The following is a 19,143-nucleotide window of genomic DNA, read 5'->3' as shown; positions in this document are numbered from 1 at the left end:
ATAGCTATTGGCCATTAGCGATGCAACGTTGCCTGTCGCATTAGCGCAGTTGCAGGCGCCAGGCGCGGTGGATGCGATTGTTGCGGGCAAAGTCCGGGTCCAGTGTCTGCGCCGTGATTTCCTCCACCACGTACCGCGCAGCCAGGTGCTCGTCGAGCTGGAACTTGCGGAAGTTGTTGGAGAAATACAGCACACCGCCGGGGGCCAGGCGCGCCATGGCCAGGTCGAGCAGTTGCACGTGGTCACGCTGCACGTCGAACACACCTTCCATGCGTTTGGAGTTGGAGAAGGTTGGCGGGTCGATGAAGACCAGGTCGTAGGTGTCGCGATTGGCTTCCAGCCAGGCCATGACATCACCCTGCTCCAGGCGGTTGCGCTCGGAGAAACCGTTCAGCGACAGGTTGCGCCGCGCCCAGTCCAGGTAGGTCTTGGACAGGTCGACGCTGGTGGTACTGCGCGCACCGCCCTTGGCGGCATGTACGCTGGCCGTCGCGGTGTAGCAGAACAGGTTCAGGAAGCGCTTGCCGGCGGCCTCACGCTGGATGCGCATGCGCATCGGGCGGTGGTCGAGGAACAGGCCAGTGTCGAGGTAGTCGGTGAGGTTGACCAGCAGCTTGACACCACCTTCACTGACCTCATGGAAGCGCCCTTCGGTGGCCTGGCGCTCATACTGGCGGGTGCCGCTCTGCCGCTCACGGCGCTTGAGCACCACATGCTGCGGGTCGACGCCCAGCGCCTGGGGGATCGCCGACAAGGCATCGAGCAGGCGCGCCTGGGCCTTTTCCGGGTCGATCGAGCGTGGCGCGGCGTACTCCTGCACGTGGACCCAATCCTGATAGAGGTCGACCGCCAAGGCATATTCAGGCATATCGGCATCGTACACGCGGTAGCAGTCGATCTGCTCCTTGCGCGCCCACTTGCCCAGTTGCTTGAGGTTCTTCTGCAGGCGGTTGGCGAACATCTGAGCGCCTTCGGACAGGCGTGCAGGCTCATTGGCTACCGGCAGCGGTCGGCGGGTATCGCCGCTCTCGGCCTGGGCCTCGCGACGCTCGCCGGTGACGAACTGGTCAGGCTGCACCTTGAAAAGCAGCAGTTTGCACGGCAGTGCGCCGTTCCAGAACGCATATTGCTTGTGGCTGCGGATGCCCATGCGCTTGCCCAGCTCTGGCGCACCGGTGAACACCGCCGCTTCCCAGCCCATGCACGCCTGGCGCAAGCGCTCGCCGAGGTTCTGGTAGAGATACAGCAAGCTGGCCTCGTCACCCAGACGCTCGCCATAGGGCGGGTTACTGATGACCAGGCCCTTCTGGTTCTGATCAGGGCGCGGCTCGAAGCTGGCAACTTCCCCTTGGTAGATCTTGACCCAGTCGCTCAGGCCTGCGCGTTCGACGTTGTTGCGCCCCGGCTGGATCAGCCGTGGGTCTGCCTCGTAGCCGCGAATCCACAGCGGCGGCTTGGCCAGACCAGCCTGTGCACGGGCCTGCGCCTCTTCGTGAACCTTGCGCCAGGTCGCCGGTACATGGCCAAGCCAGGCGCTGAAGCCCCAGCGCTCGCGCTTGAGGTTGGGTGCCATATCGGCGGCGATCATGGCCGCCTCGACCAGGAAGGTACCTACACCGCACATCGGGTCGGCCAGAGCGCCACCCTCGGCGGCGATACGGGGCCACCCGGCACGGATGAGCACTGCCGCTGCCAGGTTTTCCTTGAGTGGCGCAGCACCCTGCTGCAGACGATATCCGCGCTGGTGCAGGCTGTGGCCGGAGAGGTCGAGCGAAAGAATTGCCTCGCCACGGTCCAGGCGCAGGTGTACACGCACGTCCGGATCGACCTTCTCCACCGACGGGCGCAAGCCTTCACGGTTGCGCAGCTTGTCGACGATGGCGTCCTTGACCTTCAGAGCGCCGAAGTGGGTGTTGTCGATGCCCGAGCCATGGCCACTGAATTCGACCGCCAGAGTACCGTCGGCCGCCAGGTGATCGGCCCAGTCGACAGCGTTCACACCGTCGTAGAGGTCGTCGGCGTTTTTCATGTTGAAGCGCTTGAGCACCAACAGCACGCGGTTGGCAAGGCGCGACCAGAGGCACAGGCGGTAGGCGGTTTCCATGTCGGCCGCGCCGCGGATGGCCGAGGTGTGCTCGCGCACATCGTCAAGGCCCAGGGCCTTGGCCTCTTCGGCAAGCAGGCCTTCCAGGCCTTTGGGGCAGGTGAGATAAAGTTCGAAACGGTCCGACATGTGTATTCCAGAGCCTTGGGCTATTTGATTGACGAGGTGACGCATCGCCCCGCCGATGTTTGCCCGAACGCCCTTCCAGCAAGCGTCCGAGTGGCCTTTGGCTGCGCGACATGCAGCAGCTGATGGGCCGGGCCGCCTGATCGATCCACTCTCGCCAGTGGCAGAGAGAGCTTAGATCATCAGGCAGTGCATAAAATTTCTACCGATTTCAGGGTTGATGTGACCCTTCGTCGCATTACCAGATATTTCTTTCATCGCAGCGCAACGCTGGCGAAATGACGTCAAGGTTCAGCAAACCCCGATCATAGCGGGCTCAACGTCAAACAAGGTTGAGTCGCATTTATTTACTTATCCCCTCACCCTTGGAAACGTTACGTCCTTATGACAAATCGATCATTCCCTCGGTGACTCGCATTCGTTAGAACTGGTCTCAGGCCGCTTCGCAACGAGGCGGCACTTTCAGCCCGCCACGCCGGCAGCGGGCGCAAACCGGCAGAAAGACTCTGCCCGGCCTCGGAGAGGCCGACGGGACATTACAGTCAACAAGTGAGGGCAGCACCCTATGAGAAGACTTAAGCGTGATCCGTTGGAAAGAGCATATTCACGTGGCTACCAATACGGGGTCACCGGCAAATCCCGCGAACTTTGCCCCTTCAATCTTCCTTCTGTTCGCCAAGCCTGGATCAACGGCTGGCGTGAAGGTCGCGGTGATAACTGGGACGGAATGACTGGCACCGCTGGCATCCATAGACTCAACGAAAATCACGCCGTTGGCTGAACGAGGATACTGAATTCGAGTCACCATGCACGCCCCATCCGGGCGGCGGGCTAAGGCCCAGGGGCCCCTTGATGGGGCCCTTTTTTATGCCTGCGTGATCATGCCCGCGGCATGGCAGCGATCGCATCCACCGCTTCACGGATCAGCGCCGGCCCTTTATAGATGAAGCCTGAGTAGATCTGCACCAGGCTCGCGCCAGCGGCGATCTTCTCTGCGGCGTGACGGCCTTCGGTGATACCACCGGCAGCGATGATCGGCATCTTGCCGTTGAGCTCGGCCGACAAGACCTTGACGATATGGGTGCTCTTTTCCAGCACCGGTGCACCGGAAAGGCCGCCCGCCTCCCCGCCATACGGCAGGTTTTCAACGCCTTCACGGCCCATGGTGGTGTTGGTGGCGATCACCGCATCCATGCCCGATTCCATCAGCGTTGCTGCCACCAGCGCAGTTTCTTCATCACTCATGTCCGGCGCGATCTTTATCGCCAGCGGTACACGCTTGCCATGCTCGCCAGCCAGCTGTTCGCGGCGCTCGGCCAGGGCATCGAGCAGTTGCTTGAGCGAATCACCGAACTGCAGGCTGCGAAGGCCCGGGGTATTGGGCGAGCTGATGTTCACCGTTATGTAGCTGGCGTGGCCATAGACCTTGTTCAGGCAGATCAGGTAATCGTCGACCGCGCGCTCAACCGGGGTGTCGAAGTTCTTGCCGATGTTGATGCCCAGCACGCCGCTGTAACGCGCGGCGCGCACCCGCTCGAGCAGGTGATCGACGCCCAGGTTGTTGAAGCCCATGCGGTTGATGATTGCCGTTGCCTCTGGCAGGCGGAACAAACGCGGCTTCGGGTTGCCCGGCTGCGCTCGCGGGGTCACGGTGCCGATCTCGACAAAACCGAAGCCCAGCTGGGCAAAGCCATCGATGGCCGCGCCATTCTTGTCCAGGCCTGCCGCCAGCCCAACCGGGTTGGCGAAGTTCAAGCCCATCACCGACACCGGCAATGCCGCCGGCTGCTTGCACAGCACGCCGTTGAGCCCGAGGCGGCCACCGGCGCCGATCAGGTCCAGGGACAGGTCATGGGAGGTTTCCGGGGAAAGCTTGAACAACAGCTGGCGGGCCAGGGTATACATGGGCGGGCAAGGCTCGGGGTGAGTGAGGGTGCGATTATAGCCAGCGTGCGGCCGGCATGACAGCGCCTTGGCACATGCGTTGCTACATCGCCTGTACACAGCCTATTCAGTACAGGCGAGGATCTACGTGAATACATCACCCCTGGCATGGGTCAACGGCAGCGACGCACCCGAAAAAACCAGCCTCGACATCGGTTTCATGGCATTGACCGATTGTGCGTCGGTGGTGGTCGCAGCCACCCAGGGCTTCGCCCAGCAACACGGCCTGACCCTGAACCTCAAACGCCAGGGCTCATGGGCAGGCCTGCGCGACAAACTGGCCAGCGGTGAACTGGATGCCGCGCATTGCCTCTATGGCCTGGTCTATGCCGTGCACCTGGGCATCGGCGGGGTACCGGCCAGGGACATGGCGGTGCTCATGGGGCTGAACCAGAATGCCCAGGCCATCAACCTGTCCCCCGCACTTCAACGCAAGGGCGTGACCACACCTGAAGCACTGGCACGCCAAGTGCACCAGCAGGGTGCAAAACTGACCTTCGCCCAGACCTTCCCCACTGGCACCCATGCCATGTGGCTGTATTACTGGCTGGCAAGCCAAGGTATTCACCCCCTGCACGACGTCAACAGCGTGGTGGTGCCACCGGCGCAGATGATGGCGCACATCCAGGCTGGCCGTATCGATGGCTTCTGCGTCGGTGAACCCTGGGCCGCCGCCGCCGTGGCGCAGGGCCAGGGTTTTACCTTGGCCACCAGCCAGTCGATCTGGGCCGACCACCCGGAAAAGGTCCTGGCCTGCGCCCGCACCTTCGCCGAGCAATACCCCAACAGCGCCCGGGCGCTGATCAAAGCGATCCTCGCCGCCAGCCGCTTCATTGAACAAAGCCAGGAAAATCGCCACGGCACCGCGCAGCTGCTCAGTAGCAGCGCCTACCTGGATACGCCCCTTGAAAACGTCGAACCGCGCCTGCTCGGGGTGTATCAGGACGGCCTTGGCAACCACTGGCAGGACCCGCATGCCCTGCGCCTGTTCGATCAGGGGCGGGCCAATGTGCCTTACCTGTCCGATGGCATGTGGTTCATGACCCAGTTCCGTCGCTGGGGGCTGCTGCGCGATGATCCCGACTACCTCGGCGTCGCGCGCCAGGTCCAGCAGCTGGCGCTTTACCAGCAAGCCGCCGATGCACTCGGCGTGGCTTGCCCTGGCACGCCGATGCGCAGCAGCGTGCTGATCGACGGTATCGGTTGGGATGGCAGCGACCCCTACGCTTATGCCCGCAGCTTCAGCCTGCACGCCTTGGGCGATACGCCCGATGCCCGTATCGGCCTGTGAGGGGCACCGCCATGCTGCGCATCCTGCTGATCGACGATACCCAGAACAAACTCGGCCGCCTCAAGGCTGCACTGCGCGAGGCCGGCTTCGAGGTGATCGAGGCGCCAGACTTAACCATCGACCTGCCGGCCTGCGTCGAAATGGTGCACCCGGACGTGGTATTGATCGATACCGATTCACCCGACCGCGACGTGATGGAACAGGTGGTGATGGTCAGCCGCGACCAGCCACGGCCAATTGTGCTGTTCACCGACGAGCATGACCCCGGGGTGATGCGCCAGGCGATCCAGGCCGGGGTCAGCGCGTACATCGTCGAGGGTATTCACGCCGCCCGCTTGCAGCCCATCCTGGATGTAGCCATGGCCCGCTTCGAGAGCGACCAGGCGCTCAAGGCCCAGCTGCAGGCCCGCGACCAGCAACTGGCCGAGCGCAAGCGTATCGAGCAGGCCAAGGGCCTGTTGATGAAAATGAAAGACTGTAATGAAGAACAGGCGTACACCCTGATGCGCCGTCAGGCCATGAGCCGCCAGCAGAAGCTGATCCAGGTGGCTGAGCAGATCATCGCCATGCACGAGATGCTGGGCTAGGCAGCGGCCGTACAATGTTGGCCCAGCTCTTGCTGAAGATATCGCACCGGTAGCCAACGGCGGTTGCCCACAAACCCCGACAAAGACGTCGCTCACCCCTCCACGCCAGTGGACCGGGTAGCGGCGTCTTTTCGTTTCCGTTGCATTGCCGAGTGAGGTGTTCGATGAGTACCAGCTTCTGGAAATCCGGGCATGTGCCCACGCTGTTCGCTGCGTTCCTGTATTTCGACCTGAGCTTCATGGTGTGGTACCTGCTCGGCCCGCTGGCCGTCCAGATCGCCGCCGACCTGCAACTGAGTGCACAACAGCGGGGCCTGATGGTCGCGACACCCATCCTCGCCGGTGCCGTGCTGCGCTTCGTCATGGGGCTGCTGGTCGACCGCCTCTCACCGAAAACCGCCGGGCTGATCGGCCAGGTCATCGTCATTGTCGCCCTGGCCTGCGCCTGGTACCTGGGCGTGCACAGCTTCGAACAAGCCCTGCTGCTCGGCGTGTTCCTCGGCGTTGCCGGCGCCTCGTTCGCCGTGTCGCTGCCGCTGGCCTCGCAATGGTATCCGCCGCAGCATCAGGGCAAGGCGATGGGCATCGCTGGCGCAGGCAACTCCGGCACCGTCTTCGCCGCGTTGCTGGCCCCGGTGCTGGCTGCAGGCTTTGGCTGGAACAATGTGTTCGGTTTCGCCGTGATCCCGCTGCTGCTAACGGTGGTCGTGTTCGCCCTGCTCGCGCGTAATGCACCACAACGGCCCAAGCCAAAGGCCATGGCCGACTACCTCAAGGCGCTGGGTGATCGCGACAGCTGGTGGTTCATGTTCTTCTACAGCGTCACCTTCGGCGGCTTCATCGGCCTGGCCAGCGCCCTGCCCGGCTATTTCAGCGACCAGTATGGCCTCAGCCCGATCACCGCAGGCTACTACACCGCCGCCTGCGTGTTCGCCGGTAGCCTGATGCGCCCGCTGGGCGGCGCCCTGGCTGACCGTTTCGGGGGCATCCGCACCCTGCTTGGCATGTACAGCGTGGCCGCCATCTGCATCGCTGCCGTGGGCTTCAACCTGCCCAGCGCCACCGCGGCCCTGGCGTTGTTCGTCAGTGCCATGCTTGGCTTGGGCGCGGGCAACGGCGCGGTGTTCCAGTTGGTCCCGCAACGCTTCCGCCAGGAGATCGGTGTGATGACCGGGCTGATCGGCATGGCTGGCGGCATCGGCGGCTTCCTGCTGGCGGCCGGGCTCGGCACCATCAAGCAGCACACCGGTGACTACCAGATGGGCCTGTGGCTGTTCGCTAGCCTGGGCCTGCTGGCCTGGTTCGGGCTGCACGGGGTCAAGCAGCGCTGGCGCACCACCTGGGGCTCTGCCGCGGTCACTGCGGCGCGGGTCTGAGGCGAACCGATGAGCCTGCAACTGAGTTTCGCCCAGGCCAGCGCCACCGGCCCGCGCGAGGAAAACCAGGACGCCTTGCGCCTGGTAACCCCGGCGCCCGAGCTTGCCGCCAGCAAGGGCTACCTGTTCGCCCTTGCCGACGGCGTCAGCCACTGTGCTGACGGAGGCCTTGCGGCCCGGGCCAGCCTGCAGGCCCTGGCCATGGATTACTACGCCACCCCCGCAACCTGGAGCGTGGCGCAGGCACTGGACCGCCTGCTGTCGGCGCAGAACCGCTGGCTGCGCGCTCAGGGCAGCCAGCCGCTACTGACCACGCTCAGTGCGCTGGTGCTGCGCGGGCGCCGCTTCACCTTGGCACACGTCGGCGATTGCCGCGCCTATCGCTGGCACCACGGCCACCTGCAGTGCCTGAGTGAAGACCATGTGTGGGACCAACCCGGCATGCAGCATGTGCTCAAACGGGCGCTGGGCCTGGACCAACACCTGCTGGTGGACTACCTGGACGGTGAACTGCAGCCAGGCGAATGCTACCTGTTGCTCAGTGACGGCGTGTGGGCCAGCCTGGGTGACCAGCACATCAAGGCCGTGCTGCGTGAGCAACCCGACTTGCAACTGGCTGCAGATACACTGGTCGCCAGCGCCCATCACCATGGCAGCCAGGACAATGCCAGTGCCCTGCTGGTACGGATCGAACAAGTGGGTACGGCCAACCTTGGCGACACCTTGGTCCAACTGCAGCAATGGCCGTTGCCCCGCGAACTGCGCGACGGCCAGGTAATCGATGGCTGGCAGGTCGAGGCGCGGCTGGCGCACAGTCGCCAATCGCTGTTGTACCGCGTGCGCGACGGCCAAGGCCAGCCGTGGCTACTGAAAACCCTGCCTGCCGAACGCGAACAGGAGCCGGGTGCTGCACAGGCGCTGTTGCTCGAGGAATGGTTCCTGCGCCGCGTAGCCGGCCGCCATTTCCCCGAACTGCACGCCGCCAGCCAGCGCCAGCACCTGTACTACGTGATGCGCGAGCACAGCGGTCGAACCCTCGCCGCACAACTGGCCGAGCAGGGCCCGTTGCCGCTGGCCCAGTGGCTGGAAGTGGCGCGCCAGTTACTGCAGGCCGTCGGCGTGCTGCACCGGCGCAACCTGCTGCACCGTGACATCAAGCCCGACAACCTGCACCTGGGCACAGACGGCCAACTGCGCCTGCTGGACTTCGGCCTGGCGTACTGCCCGGGGCTGTCCGAAGACCCATGCCACGAACTACCCGGCACGCCCTCCTACATCGCCCCGGAAGCCTTCGAAGGCCAGCCGCCGAGCCCGCGCCAAGACCTGTATGCCGCGGGAGTGACGCTCTACCACCTGCTGACCGGGCATTACCCCTATGGGGAGGTCGAAGCCTTCCAGCGCCCACGCTTTGGCCAACCGGTCAATGCGGCGCGCTATCGCCCCGACTTGCCAGAGTGGCTGCAGCACAACCTGCAACAAGCCGTGGCCACGGACCCGGCGCAACGCTTCGAAACCGCCGAACAGTGGTTACTGCTGCTCGAACGTGGTGACCGCCAGACGCTGCACAGCCATCCACGCCCATTGCTGGAACGCGAGCCGCTGAAGGTCTGGCGCACCCTGGCCCTACTGTCGCTGTTGCTCAACCTGATATTGCTGTTCAGCCTGTTCAAGGGCTGAGCACGCCTTGCCCATGAGGAAACCCTGATGAATGCAAAAGTCTGGCTGGTCGGTGCCGGCCCCGGTGACCCCGAACTGCTCACCCTCAAAGCGGTGCGTGCACTGCAACAGGCGCATGTGGTGATGATCGACGACCTGGTCAACCCGGCCGTGCTGGACCACTGCCCACAGGCACGGGTGATTGCCGTGGGCAAACGGGGGGGCTGCCGCTCCACACCCCAGGCGTTCATTCAGCGCCTGATGCTGCGCCATGCGCGGCAAGGCCGCTGCGTCGTGCGGCTCAAAGGCGGCGACCCGTGCATTTTTGGCCGTGGCGGCGAGGAGGCTTCGTGGCTGCAAGGGCATGGCATCGAGGTCGAAGTGGTCAATGGCATCACTGCTGGCCTGGCCGGCGCGACCCAGTGTGGCATCTCGCTAACCGCTCGCGGGATTAGCCGTGGGGTAACGCTGGTGACCGCACACACACTGGATGACAGCGCGCTGAACTGGGCCGCGCTGGCACAGGGTGGCACGACCCTGGTGGTGTACATGGGCGTTGCGCGGCTGGAGCAGATCCGCCAGGGCTTGCTGGACGGCGGCATGGCACCGGGGATGCCGGTGGCGATGATCGAGAACGCGTCACTGCCCGAGCAGCGCGAGTGGCGCAGCGACCTGCGGGGTATGCTGGAGGATGCACGAGCATTCAACTTGCGCAGCCCGGCGATACTGGTGATTGGCGAGGTGGCAGGGAACGTGATGGCTCATCCGTGGATCGCGGCAGCCGGGTGATGCGGTGTTTTTAGGCCTGAAGGCTTGCCTGGAAACTACACATTGCAGATAAAGAAAAACCCGGCCGAGGCCGGGTTTTTCATTGAAGCTTCAACCAATTACTTGGCTTGGGCTTCTACCTGAGCTTCAACGCGACGGTTGACAGCACGGCCTTCTTCGGTGGCGTTGTCGGCAACCGGACGGGTTTCGCCGTAGCCAACCGAGTCAACGCGAGTCGACTCAACACCGTACTGCTGGGTCAGCACTTCTTTAACAGCGTTGGCGCGACGCTCGGACAGCTTCTGGTTGTAAGCGTCTGGGCCCACGGAGTCAGTGTGACCTTCAACCACGGTGGTGGTTTGTGGGTACTGCTTCATGAAGTCAGCCAGGTTCTTGATGTCGCCGTAGCTGTTAGGCTTGACGACCGACTTGTCGAAGTCGAACTTGACGTCCAGCTCAACGCGAACGACTTCGGCAACAGCCGGGCAGCCATCAGCGTCAACGGTAACGTTGGCTGGGGTGTCTGGGCACTTGTCGACGTTGTCGCAAACGCCGTCGTTGTCGCTGTCGGAGCAGACTTCAGCAACTGGGGCTGGAGCCGGAGCAACTTTGCCACCGCTGCCACCGAAGTTCAGACCCACACCAACGGTTGGGCCCCACTCGGTGTTGCCGTTGTCGATGTTGTACATGGCTTCAACGCCAGCACGGGCGAAGAACATGTCGGTGATGTACCACTTGGCGCCAGCGCCAACGTTGGCGAAGGTGGAGTGGTCACGGCCGCTACGAGTGGCCTGGCCCAGGCTCTCGTGAGCGAAACCAGCGGAAACGTACGGACGCAGAGCGTCGCCAACGGTACCGAAGTGGTAGGTAGCGTCGAGCTTGGCTTTGGAACCTTTGATGTCTTTGTTGAAGACTTCGCCACGAGCGTTGTGAGTCTCGTTGTAGCCCAGGTCCAGGGAGACGTCGTCGGTCAGGAAGTAACCGAGGCGAACACCAGGATTGGTGCCGTCGTTCTTGAAGTTACGCTCGCTGTCGTAGTACTGCTTGGTGACGTTGCCTTCGATCTCGACAGCGCCTTGGCCTTGAGCCAGAACGCCGAACGAAGTAGCTGCTACGAGCGAGCCAATGGCCAAGCCCAAGGTGTTTTTCAATTTCATCCGTTAAATCCCCATCTGGTGATAGTTAAGCAGTCCCACCAAAATCCGGCGGACAACTCGACGGCAAGTCTAGCAGAACTCGCCGATTCGTTAGAGATATTCGCAAGGGGCTAAGTTTCATCCAAACCTGCAAATTTCTCTCGAAGCTTGTCCAGCGCGCGCTTGTAGCGCATTTTCGTCGCGCTCAGGCCCATGTGCATGATATCCGCGATCTCCTGAAACTCCAGTTCCGCGACAAAGCGCAGCACCAGAATTTCCCGATCGATCGGGTTCACATACACCAGCCACTTGTCCAGACCGCCCTTTTCTTCGGGTTTCGGTGCCTTGTCTTCAGACGCCTCTTCAACAGGGTCAAGACTCAAGGCATCCATCAACCGACGTTTGCGGCGCTCCTTGCGGTACTGGGTGATGCATTCGTTATAGGTAATGCTGTAGAGCCAGGTCTTGAACTTGGATTTACCCTCGAAGTTCTTCAGACCGTAAAGCACCTTGAGCATCACCTCCTGACAGACATCGTCAGCATCCCGGTCGTTCCCCAGATAACGCGCGCACACGTTGAACAGGGTCCGCTGGTAGCGCCGCATGAGCTCTTCATAGGCGCGGGTAACGTGGTACAGCTCCTCATGCGAACGCGCCACCAACTCCTCGTCGGTGAGCTCGCGCGGGTCGTAACGCATGGGCGGCGAATGAACTTTATTCAAAACGGATCTGGCCGACAGTCAGGTCAATGTCACCGCTCGGCCACGTGGGCGGATTTCAGCGGCGGCATACATTAACAGCTTTTGGGCAATTAGCGGCTATTGACGCGCTGCTCGAGCAACACTCGATTAGCCAGCGACACTAATTCGCCATCATCGGTCAGCAACGTCGTCTTGACCGTGCCGATCTCCTCGATCTGCCCCTCGACCTCTCCAATTCGCACCTGCTGGCCGACCTGGTAAAGCTCACGCACATAGATACCGGCCAGAATCTGCCCAGCGATTTCACGACTGCCGAGCCCCATCGCAAGCGCAACGGCCAGACCAACGGTAATCAGCCCGATCACGATCACGTGGTTGAGCAGGTCGGTCTTGACCTCAAGCTGGCTGATCGCCACCGAGATGCTGATGATGATCACCAGGCCTTGGGTGATGCGCCCAAGCCCTGCGGAATACTCGAGGCCGATGCCTTCGGCGGCACCACGCACCAGGCCATTGGCCACTTGCGCCAGCAGCACGCCCACCAACAGCACCAACGCCGCGCCAAACACCTTGGGCAGGTACAGGGCGAGCATGTCGAGGGTGGCAGACACCCGCTCAAGGCCAAGGGATTCGGCGGCAGAAACCAGGAAAATCAGCAAGACGAACCAGTAGACGATCTTGCCGATCAAGGTCGAGATCGGCACCTGAATGCCGCCACGGCTGAGCATTTTGGTCAGGCCGGTACCAGCCATCAGGCGGTCCAGGCCGAACTTGGCCAGCAGCTTGGACAGCAGCGTATCGAGCAGCTTGGCCACCACGAAACCGAGCAGCACCACGACCAGCGCGCCGAACAGGTTGGGGATGAAGTTCGCCACCTTGGTCCATAGGGCGGTCATGGCAGTGACCAGGCTCTGGGTCCAGAGATCGAGTTCCATATTCAATCGGCCTTATCAGCTTTGCTACCAGCGGCAGCGTTACGGGCAGAAGTGCGGCGCACCGGCGCGACATGCGCCGAGCCATTGTTCACGGCGATCAGCAGCGCCTGGCTCCAACGGCCAAGCAGGCTGAACAGGTCACCGGCGCCGACCTGGCGGTTGGCGGTTTTCAGCACGCGACCCAGGCACGCAGCGTCGTCCCGGTCTTCACCGGATGGCGACGCGTTGAGCAGGTCACGCAGGGATTGTTCAAACGGATCGTGCATGTGCACCTCGCGCAATGTCAGTCAGAGACGAGGGCGGCGGGCGATGGGTCACACATCGGCCGATGCAGGGGGCGGTTTGCCGGCGATAAGCCCGGTACATTCCAATTAGCATTCAAACCCACCGCAGCCGTCTGAACAGCCACCACTGCCCCACCGCAAGGCCGAGCACGACGATGCAGGCAAGCAGGAAACCATAGGGGTTTTCCGCCCCCGGAATGCCGCCGACATTGATCCCCAGCAACCCGGTGACGAAGCTCATGGGCAGGAAAATGCAGGTGATGATGCCAAAGCGGTACATGGTCCGGTTCATCCGCTCGCTGCGCCGCCGGTCCTCACTTTCCAGGACCAGCGCGGCGCGCTCACGGGCCAGCTCCAGCTCCTCGAGGTAGCGGATCAGGCTGTTGTTCAGCTCGTTCCAGTAGTCAGCGTCCGCATCGGCGAACCAACTCCACCGGCTGCGCGACAGCTGGGCATAGATTTCCCGCTGTGGGGCGAGAAAACGCCGCAGGCCAGCGGCCCGACGACGAATCTGTTGCAAGCTGCCATGCTCAGGACTATACCGTTCGTCGGATTCGACTTTCTCTTCCTCCAGATCGACCAGTTCCGACAGATCGTTGACTAGACCCTGGACTTTCTCGGTGAGCAATTCGCCCATCAACAGCAGCAGCTCGGAGGCCGACGTTGGCCCCCTCCCCTCGTCCAGCAGACGCAGAATTTCGTCACTGGCGCGCAAAGGCCGCAAGCGCAACGAAATCACCCGCCGCGCCTGAGCAAAAATACGTACCGACACCATGTCTTCAGGCTCGGCGCCCGGGTTGAGATTCACCCCTCGCAAAAACAGCAGCAGCTGTTCATCGGCCAGCGGCAGCAGGCGCGGCCGGGTGTTTTCCTCCAGCAGCAGCTCGCAGGCGAACTCACTCAGCCCGCTCTCTTGCAGCAGCCAGGTACGGGTTTGGGGATGACTGCGGTCCCAGTGCAGCCACAGGCTCTCCTGTGGCTGCAATTGCAGGTCGTCCAGCTCGGTCCGGGGGATCGAGCGCGCGCCGCCTTTGCCATCGAGCACCAGGGCGTGCACCAAGCCCCACTGCGCGTTGTCTTCCTCGAACATCAAAGCTCCATCAGCGCGTGCGGCGCATCACTGCGGCATTTCCAGCGGGCTTGGCGAGACGATCACACCATTGTTGTCGGCATACACATACTCGCCAGGGCGGAACGTCACGCCGGCGAAGGTCACGGCCACATTGAGGTCGCCTATGCCGCGCTTGTCGGTCTTCATCGGATGGCTGGCCAACGCCTGCACACCGACGCTGGTCTGGATCAGCACATCGACGTCACGCACGCAGCCATAGATCACCAGGCCTTCCCAGCCGTTTTTGGCAGCCTTTTCGGCAAGCATGTCACCGAGCAACGCGCAGCGCAGCGAACCGCCGCCATCGACCACCAGAACCTTGCCCTTGCCGTCGAGCTCGACCTGCTCCTTGACCCGCGAGTTGTCCTCGAAGCACTTGATGGTAACGATCTGGCCACCGAATGAATCGCGGCCACCGAAGTTGCTGAACATCGGTTCCAGCACCTGGACCAGGTCGGGGTAGGCGTCGCACAGGTCGGGCGTTACGTAATGCTGCATGGGAAGCTCCTGTCAGTCACAACGAAAGCGGGTGTCTGCCAAGGCTACACCGGGGAGGCTGTCGCAGTCATCCGGGACTGCTCGGTCATCTGTATTTCGCCTGCCGTGGCCCGCACGGGCCACCACAACCAGCAGAAAATCAGCTTACCGGCACAGGCTCGGCAACCACGGTCGCCTCGTGCACCGGCAGCAACGGCTGGCGCAACCAGCGCTCCACCAATGGCCACACCTGCGCCTGCGCCGCCTTGCTCACCAGCATGTCGACATGCCCGAACGCCTCGAAGCCTTCCTCGCGGCCCAGCCTGAGGAACTGCTTGCGCTCACCCCCCAACTGATCGAACAGCTTGCGACAAGCCCACACCGGGTCTTGGAAGTCTCCCGCGCCAGCCACTGCCAGCACCGGCACATCCACCTCCGCGAGCCCCGCCCACCAGTCACTGTCCTTGTCACCGAAGCGGCCAAACAGGCCATGCCAACGCATGCTTTCCAGCGCCAGACCAATCGGTTCGTCCTCAGGCCCACGCTTGAACCGCGGCCCGGAAATCTGCCCCCAACGCTTGAGCAGCAGCTTGGCGCCCCAAGCCACGGGCGGCACCTTCAACGGCCAGTACACCCGGCTGATCTGCGTGCCGAAAAACGCGGCACTGGCGACCTGCCTGGCATCCAGGAAACCACCGCCAAGCGCTGCCGCCAAGGTGGTACCGCCAAGCGAATGGCCAATCCAGTGAGGTGCGGTGCCGGACTGCTCCTCAACGAAGGCCGCGATCAGCGGCAAATCATAGCGGGCATAGTCAGCGACCCGGTTGTGCCGCCAATCGTGGTTGCGCGGCGACAGCCCGTGACCGCGCATCTCAGGGATCCACACATCGAAACCCGCACGCACCAGGTAAGCCCCCAGGCCAATGCCCTTGGGCGAATACCAGAAGCGCCGATTGGAAAAACTGCCGTGCAGGAGGATCACCGGCACGCCTTGGGCGCCCGCCCGGTCCGCCAGGCCCAGGCGGGTCAAGGCCAGCTCCACGCTCGGATCAGGGCTGTTGCCGGCCTTGATCCGGTAGACGTCTTCACTGAGGTCGCCGCGGCGCTCGGCACTGAGCAAGGCCACGGGAAATAGAACACTGCTGCTTTGCATAAGGTTTGCTTGGTGCACAAAAAAGGGCGGGGTCCATCGCTGGAACTCGCCCTGGAAAAAACCAGGCGGGGGCACACCAGAGGTGCCCCCGCATTTACTGCATCAGGCCGCGCCCTGGCCTTCGGCCAGGAAGAACCAGGTCTCGAGTACCGAGTCCGGGTTCAGCGATACGCTTTCGATGCCTTGTTCCATCAGCCACTTGGCGAGGTCCGGGTGGTCCGACGGGCCCTGCCCACAAATACCGATGTACTTGCCGGCCTTGTTGCACGCCTGGATGGCATTGGCCAACAGCTTCTTCACCGCAGGATTTCGCTCGTCGAACAGGTGGGCGATGATCCCCGAGTCGCGGTCCAGGCCCAAGGTCAACTGGGTCAGGTCGTTGGAGCCGATCGAGAAGCCGTCGAAGTACTCCAGGAACTCTTCGGCGAGGATGGCGTTGGACGGCAGTTCGCACATCATGATCACGCGCAGGCCGTTGTCGCCGCGGGCCAGGCCGTTTTCGGCCAACAGGTCGACCACCTGGCTGGCTTCGCCCAGGGTCCGCACGAACGGCACCATGATCTCGACATTGGTCAGGCCCATCTCGTTACGCACGCGCTTCAGTGCACGGCATTCGAGTTCGAAGCAGTCACGGAACGACTCGCTGATGTAGCGCGACGCTCCGCGGAAGCCCAGCATCGGGTTTTCTTCTTCCGGCTCGTACAGTTTGCCGCCGATCAGGTTGGCATACTCGTTGGACTTGAAGTCCGACAGGCGCACGATGACCTTTTTCGGGTAGAAGGCGGCCGCCAGGGTGCTGATGCCCTCGACCAGCTTCTCGACGTAGAAGCCGACAGGGTCGTTGTAGCCGGCGATGCGTTTGTCGACGCTCTCTTTGAGTTCCGGCGGCAGGCCCGCGTAATTCAGCAGCGCCTTGGGGTGCACGCCAATCATGCGGTTGATGATGAACTCCAGGCGCGCCAGGCCGACACCGGCGTTGGGCAGCTGGGCGAAATCGAAGGCGCGGTCGGGGTTACCGACGTTCATCATGATCTTGAATGGCAGGTCGGGCATGGCATCGACCGAGTTCTGCTTGACGTCGAAGCCCAGCTCACCTTCAAAGATGAAGCCGGTATCGCCTTCGGCGCAGGACACGGTCACGCCCTGGCCATCCTTGAGCAGCTGGGTGGCGTTGCCACACCCTACCACTGCCGGAATGCCCAGCTCACGGGCGATGATCGCCGCGTGGCAGGTACGCCCACCGCGGTTGGTGACGATGGCGCTGGCGCGTTTCATCACCGGTTCCCAGTCCGGGTCGGTCATGTCCGAGACCAGCACGTCGCCCGGCTGCACCTTGTCCATCTCGGACACATCCTTGATCACGCGGACCTTGCCGGCGCCGATGCGCTGGCCGATGGCGCGACCTTCGACCAATACGGTGCCCTTTTCCTTGAGCAGGTAACGTTCCATGACGTTGGCGCTGGCGCGGCTCTTCACGGTTTCAGGGCGGGCCTGCACGATGTACAGCTTGCCGTCGTCACCGTCCTTGGCCCATTCGATATCCATCGGGCGCTGGTAGTGCTGTTCGATGATCATGGCCTGCTTGGCCAGCTCACTGACCTCGGCGTCGGTCAGGCAGAAGCGCGCACGCTCGGCGCGGTCGACTTCGACGGTCTTGACCGAACGACCGGCCTTGGCCTCGTCGCCGTAGATCATCTTGATCGCCTTGCTGCCCAGGTTGCGGCGCAGGATGGCCGGGCGGCCGGCCTGCAGGGTGTTCTTGTGTACGTAGAACTCGTCCGGGTTGACCGCACCCTGCACCACGGTTTCGCCCAGGCCGTAGGCACCGGTGATGAACACCACATCGCGGAAGCCCGACTCGGTGTCGAGGGTGAACATCACGCCGGCGGTGCCGGTTTCGGAGCGGACCATACGCTGCACGCCGGCCGACAGTGCCACCAGCTTGTGATCGAAGCCCTGGTGCACGCGGTAGGCGATGGCGCGGTCGTTGAACAGCGAGGCGAACACTTCCTTGGCCGCGCGGATCACGTTATCGACGCCACGGATATTGAGGAAGGTTTCCTGCTGGCCGGCGAACGAGGCGTCCGGCAGGTCTTCGGCGGTGGCCGAGGAACGCACGGCGACGGCCATGTTGTCGTTGCCGGCGGCCATTTCGGCGAAGGCCGTACGGATTTCCGAATCCAGGCGTGGCGGGAATTCGGCTTCCATGACCCACTGGCGAATCTGCGCGCCGGTCTTGGTCAGGGCATTGATGTCATCGACATCCAGCGCGTCGAGCGCGGCGTGAATGCGGTCGTTCAGCCCGCTTTGCTCGAGAAAATCACGGTACGCCTGAGCCGTAGTGGCAAAGCCGCCCGGCACCGACACGCCGGCACCGGCAAGGTTACTGATCATCTCGCCCAGGGATGCGTTCTTGCCCCCCACATGCTCCACATCATGGACGCCGAGCTTATCGAGGGAAACTACGTACTCTACCAAGGTGATCTCTCCACTAACTGTGTTGGAAAAGCTCAAGGGCGCCCGCCTGCCTTTTGACTGGGCCGGACGCTTGTGGCCTGTACCTGGAAAATAAGTGAGAATGCCGACAGCCGCATTCGGCAAACCGAACTTATCATATCCAAGAAACGTCATCAGCTTAAGGCCCAGATCGCAAATGAAACGAACCGCGTTCTTCATCTCCGATGGCACCGGCATCACTGCCGAAACCCTGGGCCAAAGCCTGCTCGCGCAATTCGATAGCATTCCGTTCAACAAATTCACGCGTCCGTACATCGATACGCCCGACAAGGCACGTACGATGGTGCAGCAAATCAATACCGCCGCCGAGCGCGACGGCATGCGCCCGATCATCTTCGACACCATCGTCAATCAGGACATCCGTGAGATCCTGGCGACGTCGAACGGCTTCATGATCGACATTTTTTCGACGTTTTTATCCCCGCTTGAGCAGGAATTGACTGCCCATTCGTCGTATTCCGTCGGCAAGTCCCACTCCATTGGCGGCAATTCCAACTATATGGAGCGCATCGAGGCGGTGAATTTTGCCCTCGATAACGACGACGGCGCGCGCACCCATTACTACGACAAGGCCGACCTGATCCTGGTCGGCGTGTCGCGTTGCGGCAAGACCCCGACCTGCCTGTACATGGCGATGCAGTTCGGCATTCGTGCCGGCAACTATCCGCTCACCGAAGACGACATGGAGCGCCTGCAATTGCCGGCGGTGCTCAAGAAGCATCACAACAAGCTGTTCGGCCTGACCATCGACCCCGACCGCCTCACCGCCATCCGCCATGAGCGCAAGCCCAACAGCCGTTATTCGAGCTTTGCCCAGTGCGAGTTCGAGGTCCGCGAGGTCGAGAGCCTGTTCCGGCGGGAGAACATCCCCAACATCAACTCCACGCATTTTTCGGTAGAGGAGATTTCGGCGAAGATCCTGGTGGAAAAAGGCGTGGAGCGCCGCTTCAAATGACGCCCGGCCCTACCGGGGCCGC

The 19,143-nt window shown here is 62.6% G+C and carries 17 protein-coding genes; 7 read left to right on the top strand and 10 right to left on the bottom strand.

Annotation, left to right across the window (positions count from 1 at the left end; genetic code table 11):
• Positions 1-40 precede the first annotated feature (40 nt).
• Complete coding sequence (gene rlmKL / locus ABRP30_RS08150; protein WP_241803114.1) at positions 41-2,233, bottom strand: bifunctional 23S rRNA (guanine(2069)-N(7))-methyltransferase RlmK/23S rRNA (guanine(2445)-N(2))-methyltransferase RlmL; 2,193 nt, start codon at positions 2,231-2,233, stop codon at positions 41-43.
• A 562-nt stretch (positions 2,234-2,795) separates the two neighbouring features.
• On the opposite strand from rlmKL, the gene rmf reads away from it, so the two are divergent.
• Positions 2,796-3,011 carry a ribosome modulation factor gene (gene rmf, locus ABRP30_RS08145; RefSeq protein ID WP_003248687.1) on the top strand — a complete coding sequence of 72 codons (216 nt, stop codon included), beginning with the start codon at positions 2,796-2,798 and terminating at the stop codon, positions 3,009-3,011.
• A gap of 98 nt (positions 3,012-3,109) precedes the next feature.
• On the opposite strand, the gene ABRP30_RS08140 is transcribed toward rmf, so the two are convergent.
• Positions 3,110-4,135 (bottom strand): quinone-dependent dihydroorotate dehydrogenase, encoded by a 1,026-nt coding sequence (locus ABRP30_RS08140; RefSeq protein ID WP_267822216.1) that lies wholly within the window; start codon positions 4,133-4,135, stop codon positions 3,110-3,112.
• Between the two features lie 127 nt (positions 4,136-4,262).
• Here ABRP30_RS08140 and ABRP30_RS08135 point away from each other — a divergent pair, with 127 nt between their 5' ends.
• From ABRP30_RS08135 to cobA, 5 genes are all read left to right on the top strand, one after another.
• Positions 4,263-5,465 carry a CmpA/NrtA family ABC transporter substrate-binding protein gene (locus ABRP30_RS08135; protein ID WP_267822214.1) on the top strand — a complete coding sequence of 401 codons (1,203 nt, stop codon included), beginning with the start codon at positions 4,263-4,265 and terminating at the stop codon, positions 5,463-5,465.
• A gap of 11 nt (positions 5,466-5,476) precedes the next feature.
• Positions 5,477-6,052: an ANTAR domain-containing response regulator gene (locus tag ABRP30_RS08130; RefSeq protein WP_039602393.1), complete on the top strand. Its 576-nt coding sequence runs from the start codon at positions 5,477-5,479 to the stop codon at positions 6,050-6,052.
• A 164-nt stretch (positions 6,053-6,216) separates the two neighbouring features.
• Entirely contained in the window at positions 6,217-7,428 is a 1,212-nt protein-coding gene (locus tag ABRP30_RS08125) for a NarK/NasA family nitrate transporter (RefSeq protein WP_241803111.1), read from the top strand.
• Positions 7,429-7,437: 9 nt separating this feature from the next.
• Positions 7,438-9,105: a bifunctional protein-serine/threonine kinase/phosphatase gene (locus ABRP30_RS08120; RefSeq protein ID WP_267822210.1), complete on the top strand. Its 1,668-nt coding sequence runs from the start codon at positions 7,438-7,440 to the stop codon at positions 9,103-9,105.
• A 27-nt stretch (positions 9,106-9,132) separates the two neighbouring features.
• Complete coding sequence (gene cobA, locus ABRP30_RS08115; RefSeq protein ID WP_267822208.1) at positions 9,133-9,873, top strand: uroporphyrinogen-III C-methyltransferase; 741 nt, start codon at positions 9,133-9,135, stop codon at positions 9,871-9,873.
• A gap of 98 nt (positions 9,874-9,971) precedes the next feature.
• Here the strand turns inward: cobA and ABRP30_RS08110 are convergent, their stop codons facing one another.
• The 8 genes from ABRP30_RS08110 to ppsA all read right to left on the bottom strand — a co-directional run bounded on the left by ABRP30_RS08110 (position 9,972) and on the right by ppsA (position 18,127).
• Positions 9,972-11,009 carry an OmpA family protein gene (locus ABRP30_RS08110; RefSeq protein ID WP_267822206.1) on the bottom strand — a complete coding sequence of 346 codons (1,038 nt, stop codon included), beginning with the start codon at positions 11,007-11,009 and terminating at the stop codon, positions 9,972-9,974.
• Positions 11,010-11,119: 110 nt separating this feature from the next.
• Complete coding sequence (sigX, locus tag ABRP30_RS08105; RefSeq protein ID WP_012313514.1) at positions 11,120-11,686, bottom strand: RNA polymerase sigma factor SigX; 567 nt, start codon at positions 11,684-11,686, stop codon at positions 11,120-11,122.
• 113 nt (positions 11,687-11,799) lie between these two features.
• A complete protein-coding gene (locus ABRP30_RS08100) occupies positions 11,800-12,624 on the bottom strand; it encodes a mechanosensitive ion channel domain-containing protein (RefSeq protein WP_241803107.1) in 825 nt (274 codons plus the stop codon).
• A gap of 2 nt (positions 12,625-12,626) precedes the next feature.
• Entirely contained in the window at positions 12,627-12,890 is a 264-nt protein-coding gene (locus ABRP30_RS08095) for a hypothetical protein (RefSeq protein WP_012313512.1), read from the bottom strand.
• 112 nt (positions 12,891-13,002) lie between these two features.
• Positions 13,003-13,998, bottom strand: coding sequence for a zinc transporter ZntB (locus ABRP30_RS08090; protein ID WP_267822200.1), 996 nt, complete (start codon positions 13,996-13,998; stop codon positions 13,003-13,005).
• Between the two features lie 27 nt (positions 13,999-14,025).
• Positions 14,026-14,517, bottom strand: coding sequence for a ribonuclease E activity regulator RraA (gene rraA / locus ABRP30_RS08085; RefSeq protein WP_012313510.1), 492 nt, complete (start codon positions 14,515-14,517; stop codon positions 14,026-14,028).
• Positions 14,518-14,656: 139 nt separating this feature from the next.
• Complete coding sequence (locus ABRP30_RS08080; RefSeq protein ID WP_349974588.1) at positions 14,657-15,649, bottom strand: alpha/beta fold hydrolase; 993 nt, start codon at positions 15,647-15,649, stop codon at positions 14,657-14,659.
• 102 nt (positions 15,650-15,751) lie between these two features.
• Positions 15,752-18,127 carry a phosphoenolpyruvate synthase gene (gene ppsA / locus ABRP30_RS08075; protein ID WP_267822195.1) on the bottom strand — a complete coding sequence of 792 codons (2,376 nt, stop codon included), beginning with the start codon at positions 18,125-18,127 and terminating at the stop codon, positions 15,752-15,754.
• A 175-nt stretch (positions 18,128-18,302) separates the two neighbouring features.
• On the opposite strand from ppsA, the gene ABRP30_RS08070 reads away from it, so the two are divergent.
• Positions 18,303-19,121: a pyruvate, water dikinase regulatory protein gene (locus ABRP30_RS08070; protein ID WP_349974589.1), complete on the top strand. Its 819-nt coding sequence runs from the start codon at positions 18,303-18,305 to the stop codon at positions 19,119-19,121.
• Positions 19,122-19,143: the final 22 nt, after the last annotated feature.

The organism is Pseudomonas sp. WHRI 8519, assembly GCF_040224055.2.
In the GTDB taxonomy this organism is placed as follows: Bacteria; Pseudomonadota; Gammaproteobacteria; order Pseudomonadales; family Pseudomonadaceae; genus Aquipseudomonas; species Aquipseudomonas putida_X.
The sequence above is the reverse complement of the archived record's forward strand: the minus strand, read 5'-3'. Positions and strand labels throughout refer to the sequence as shown.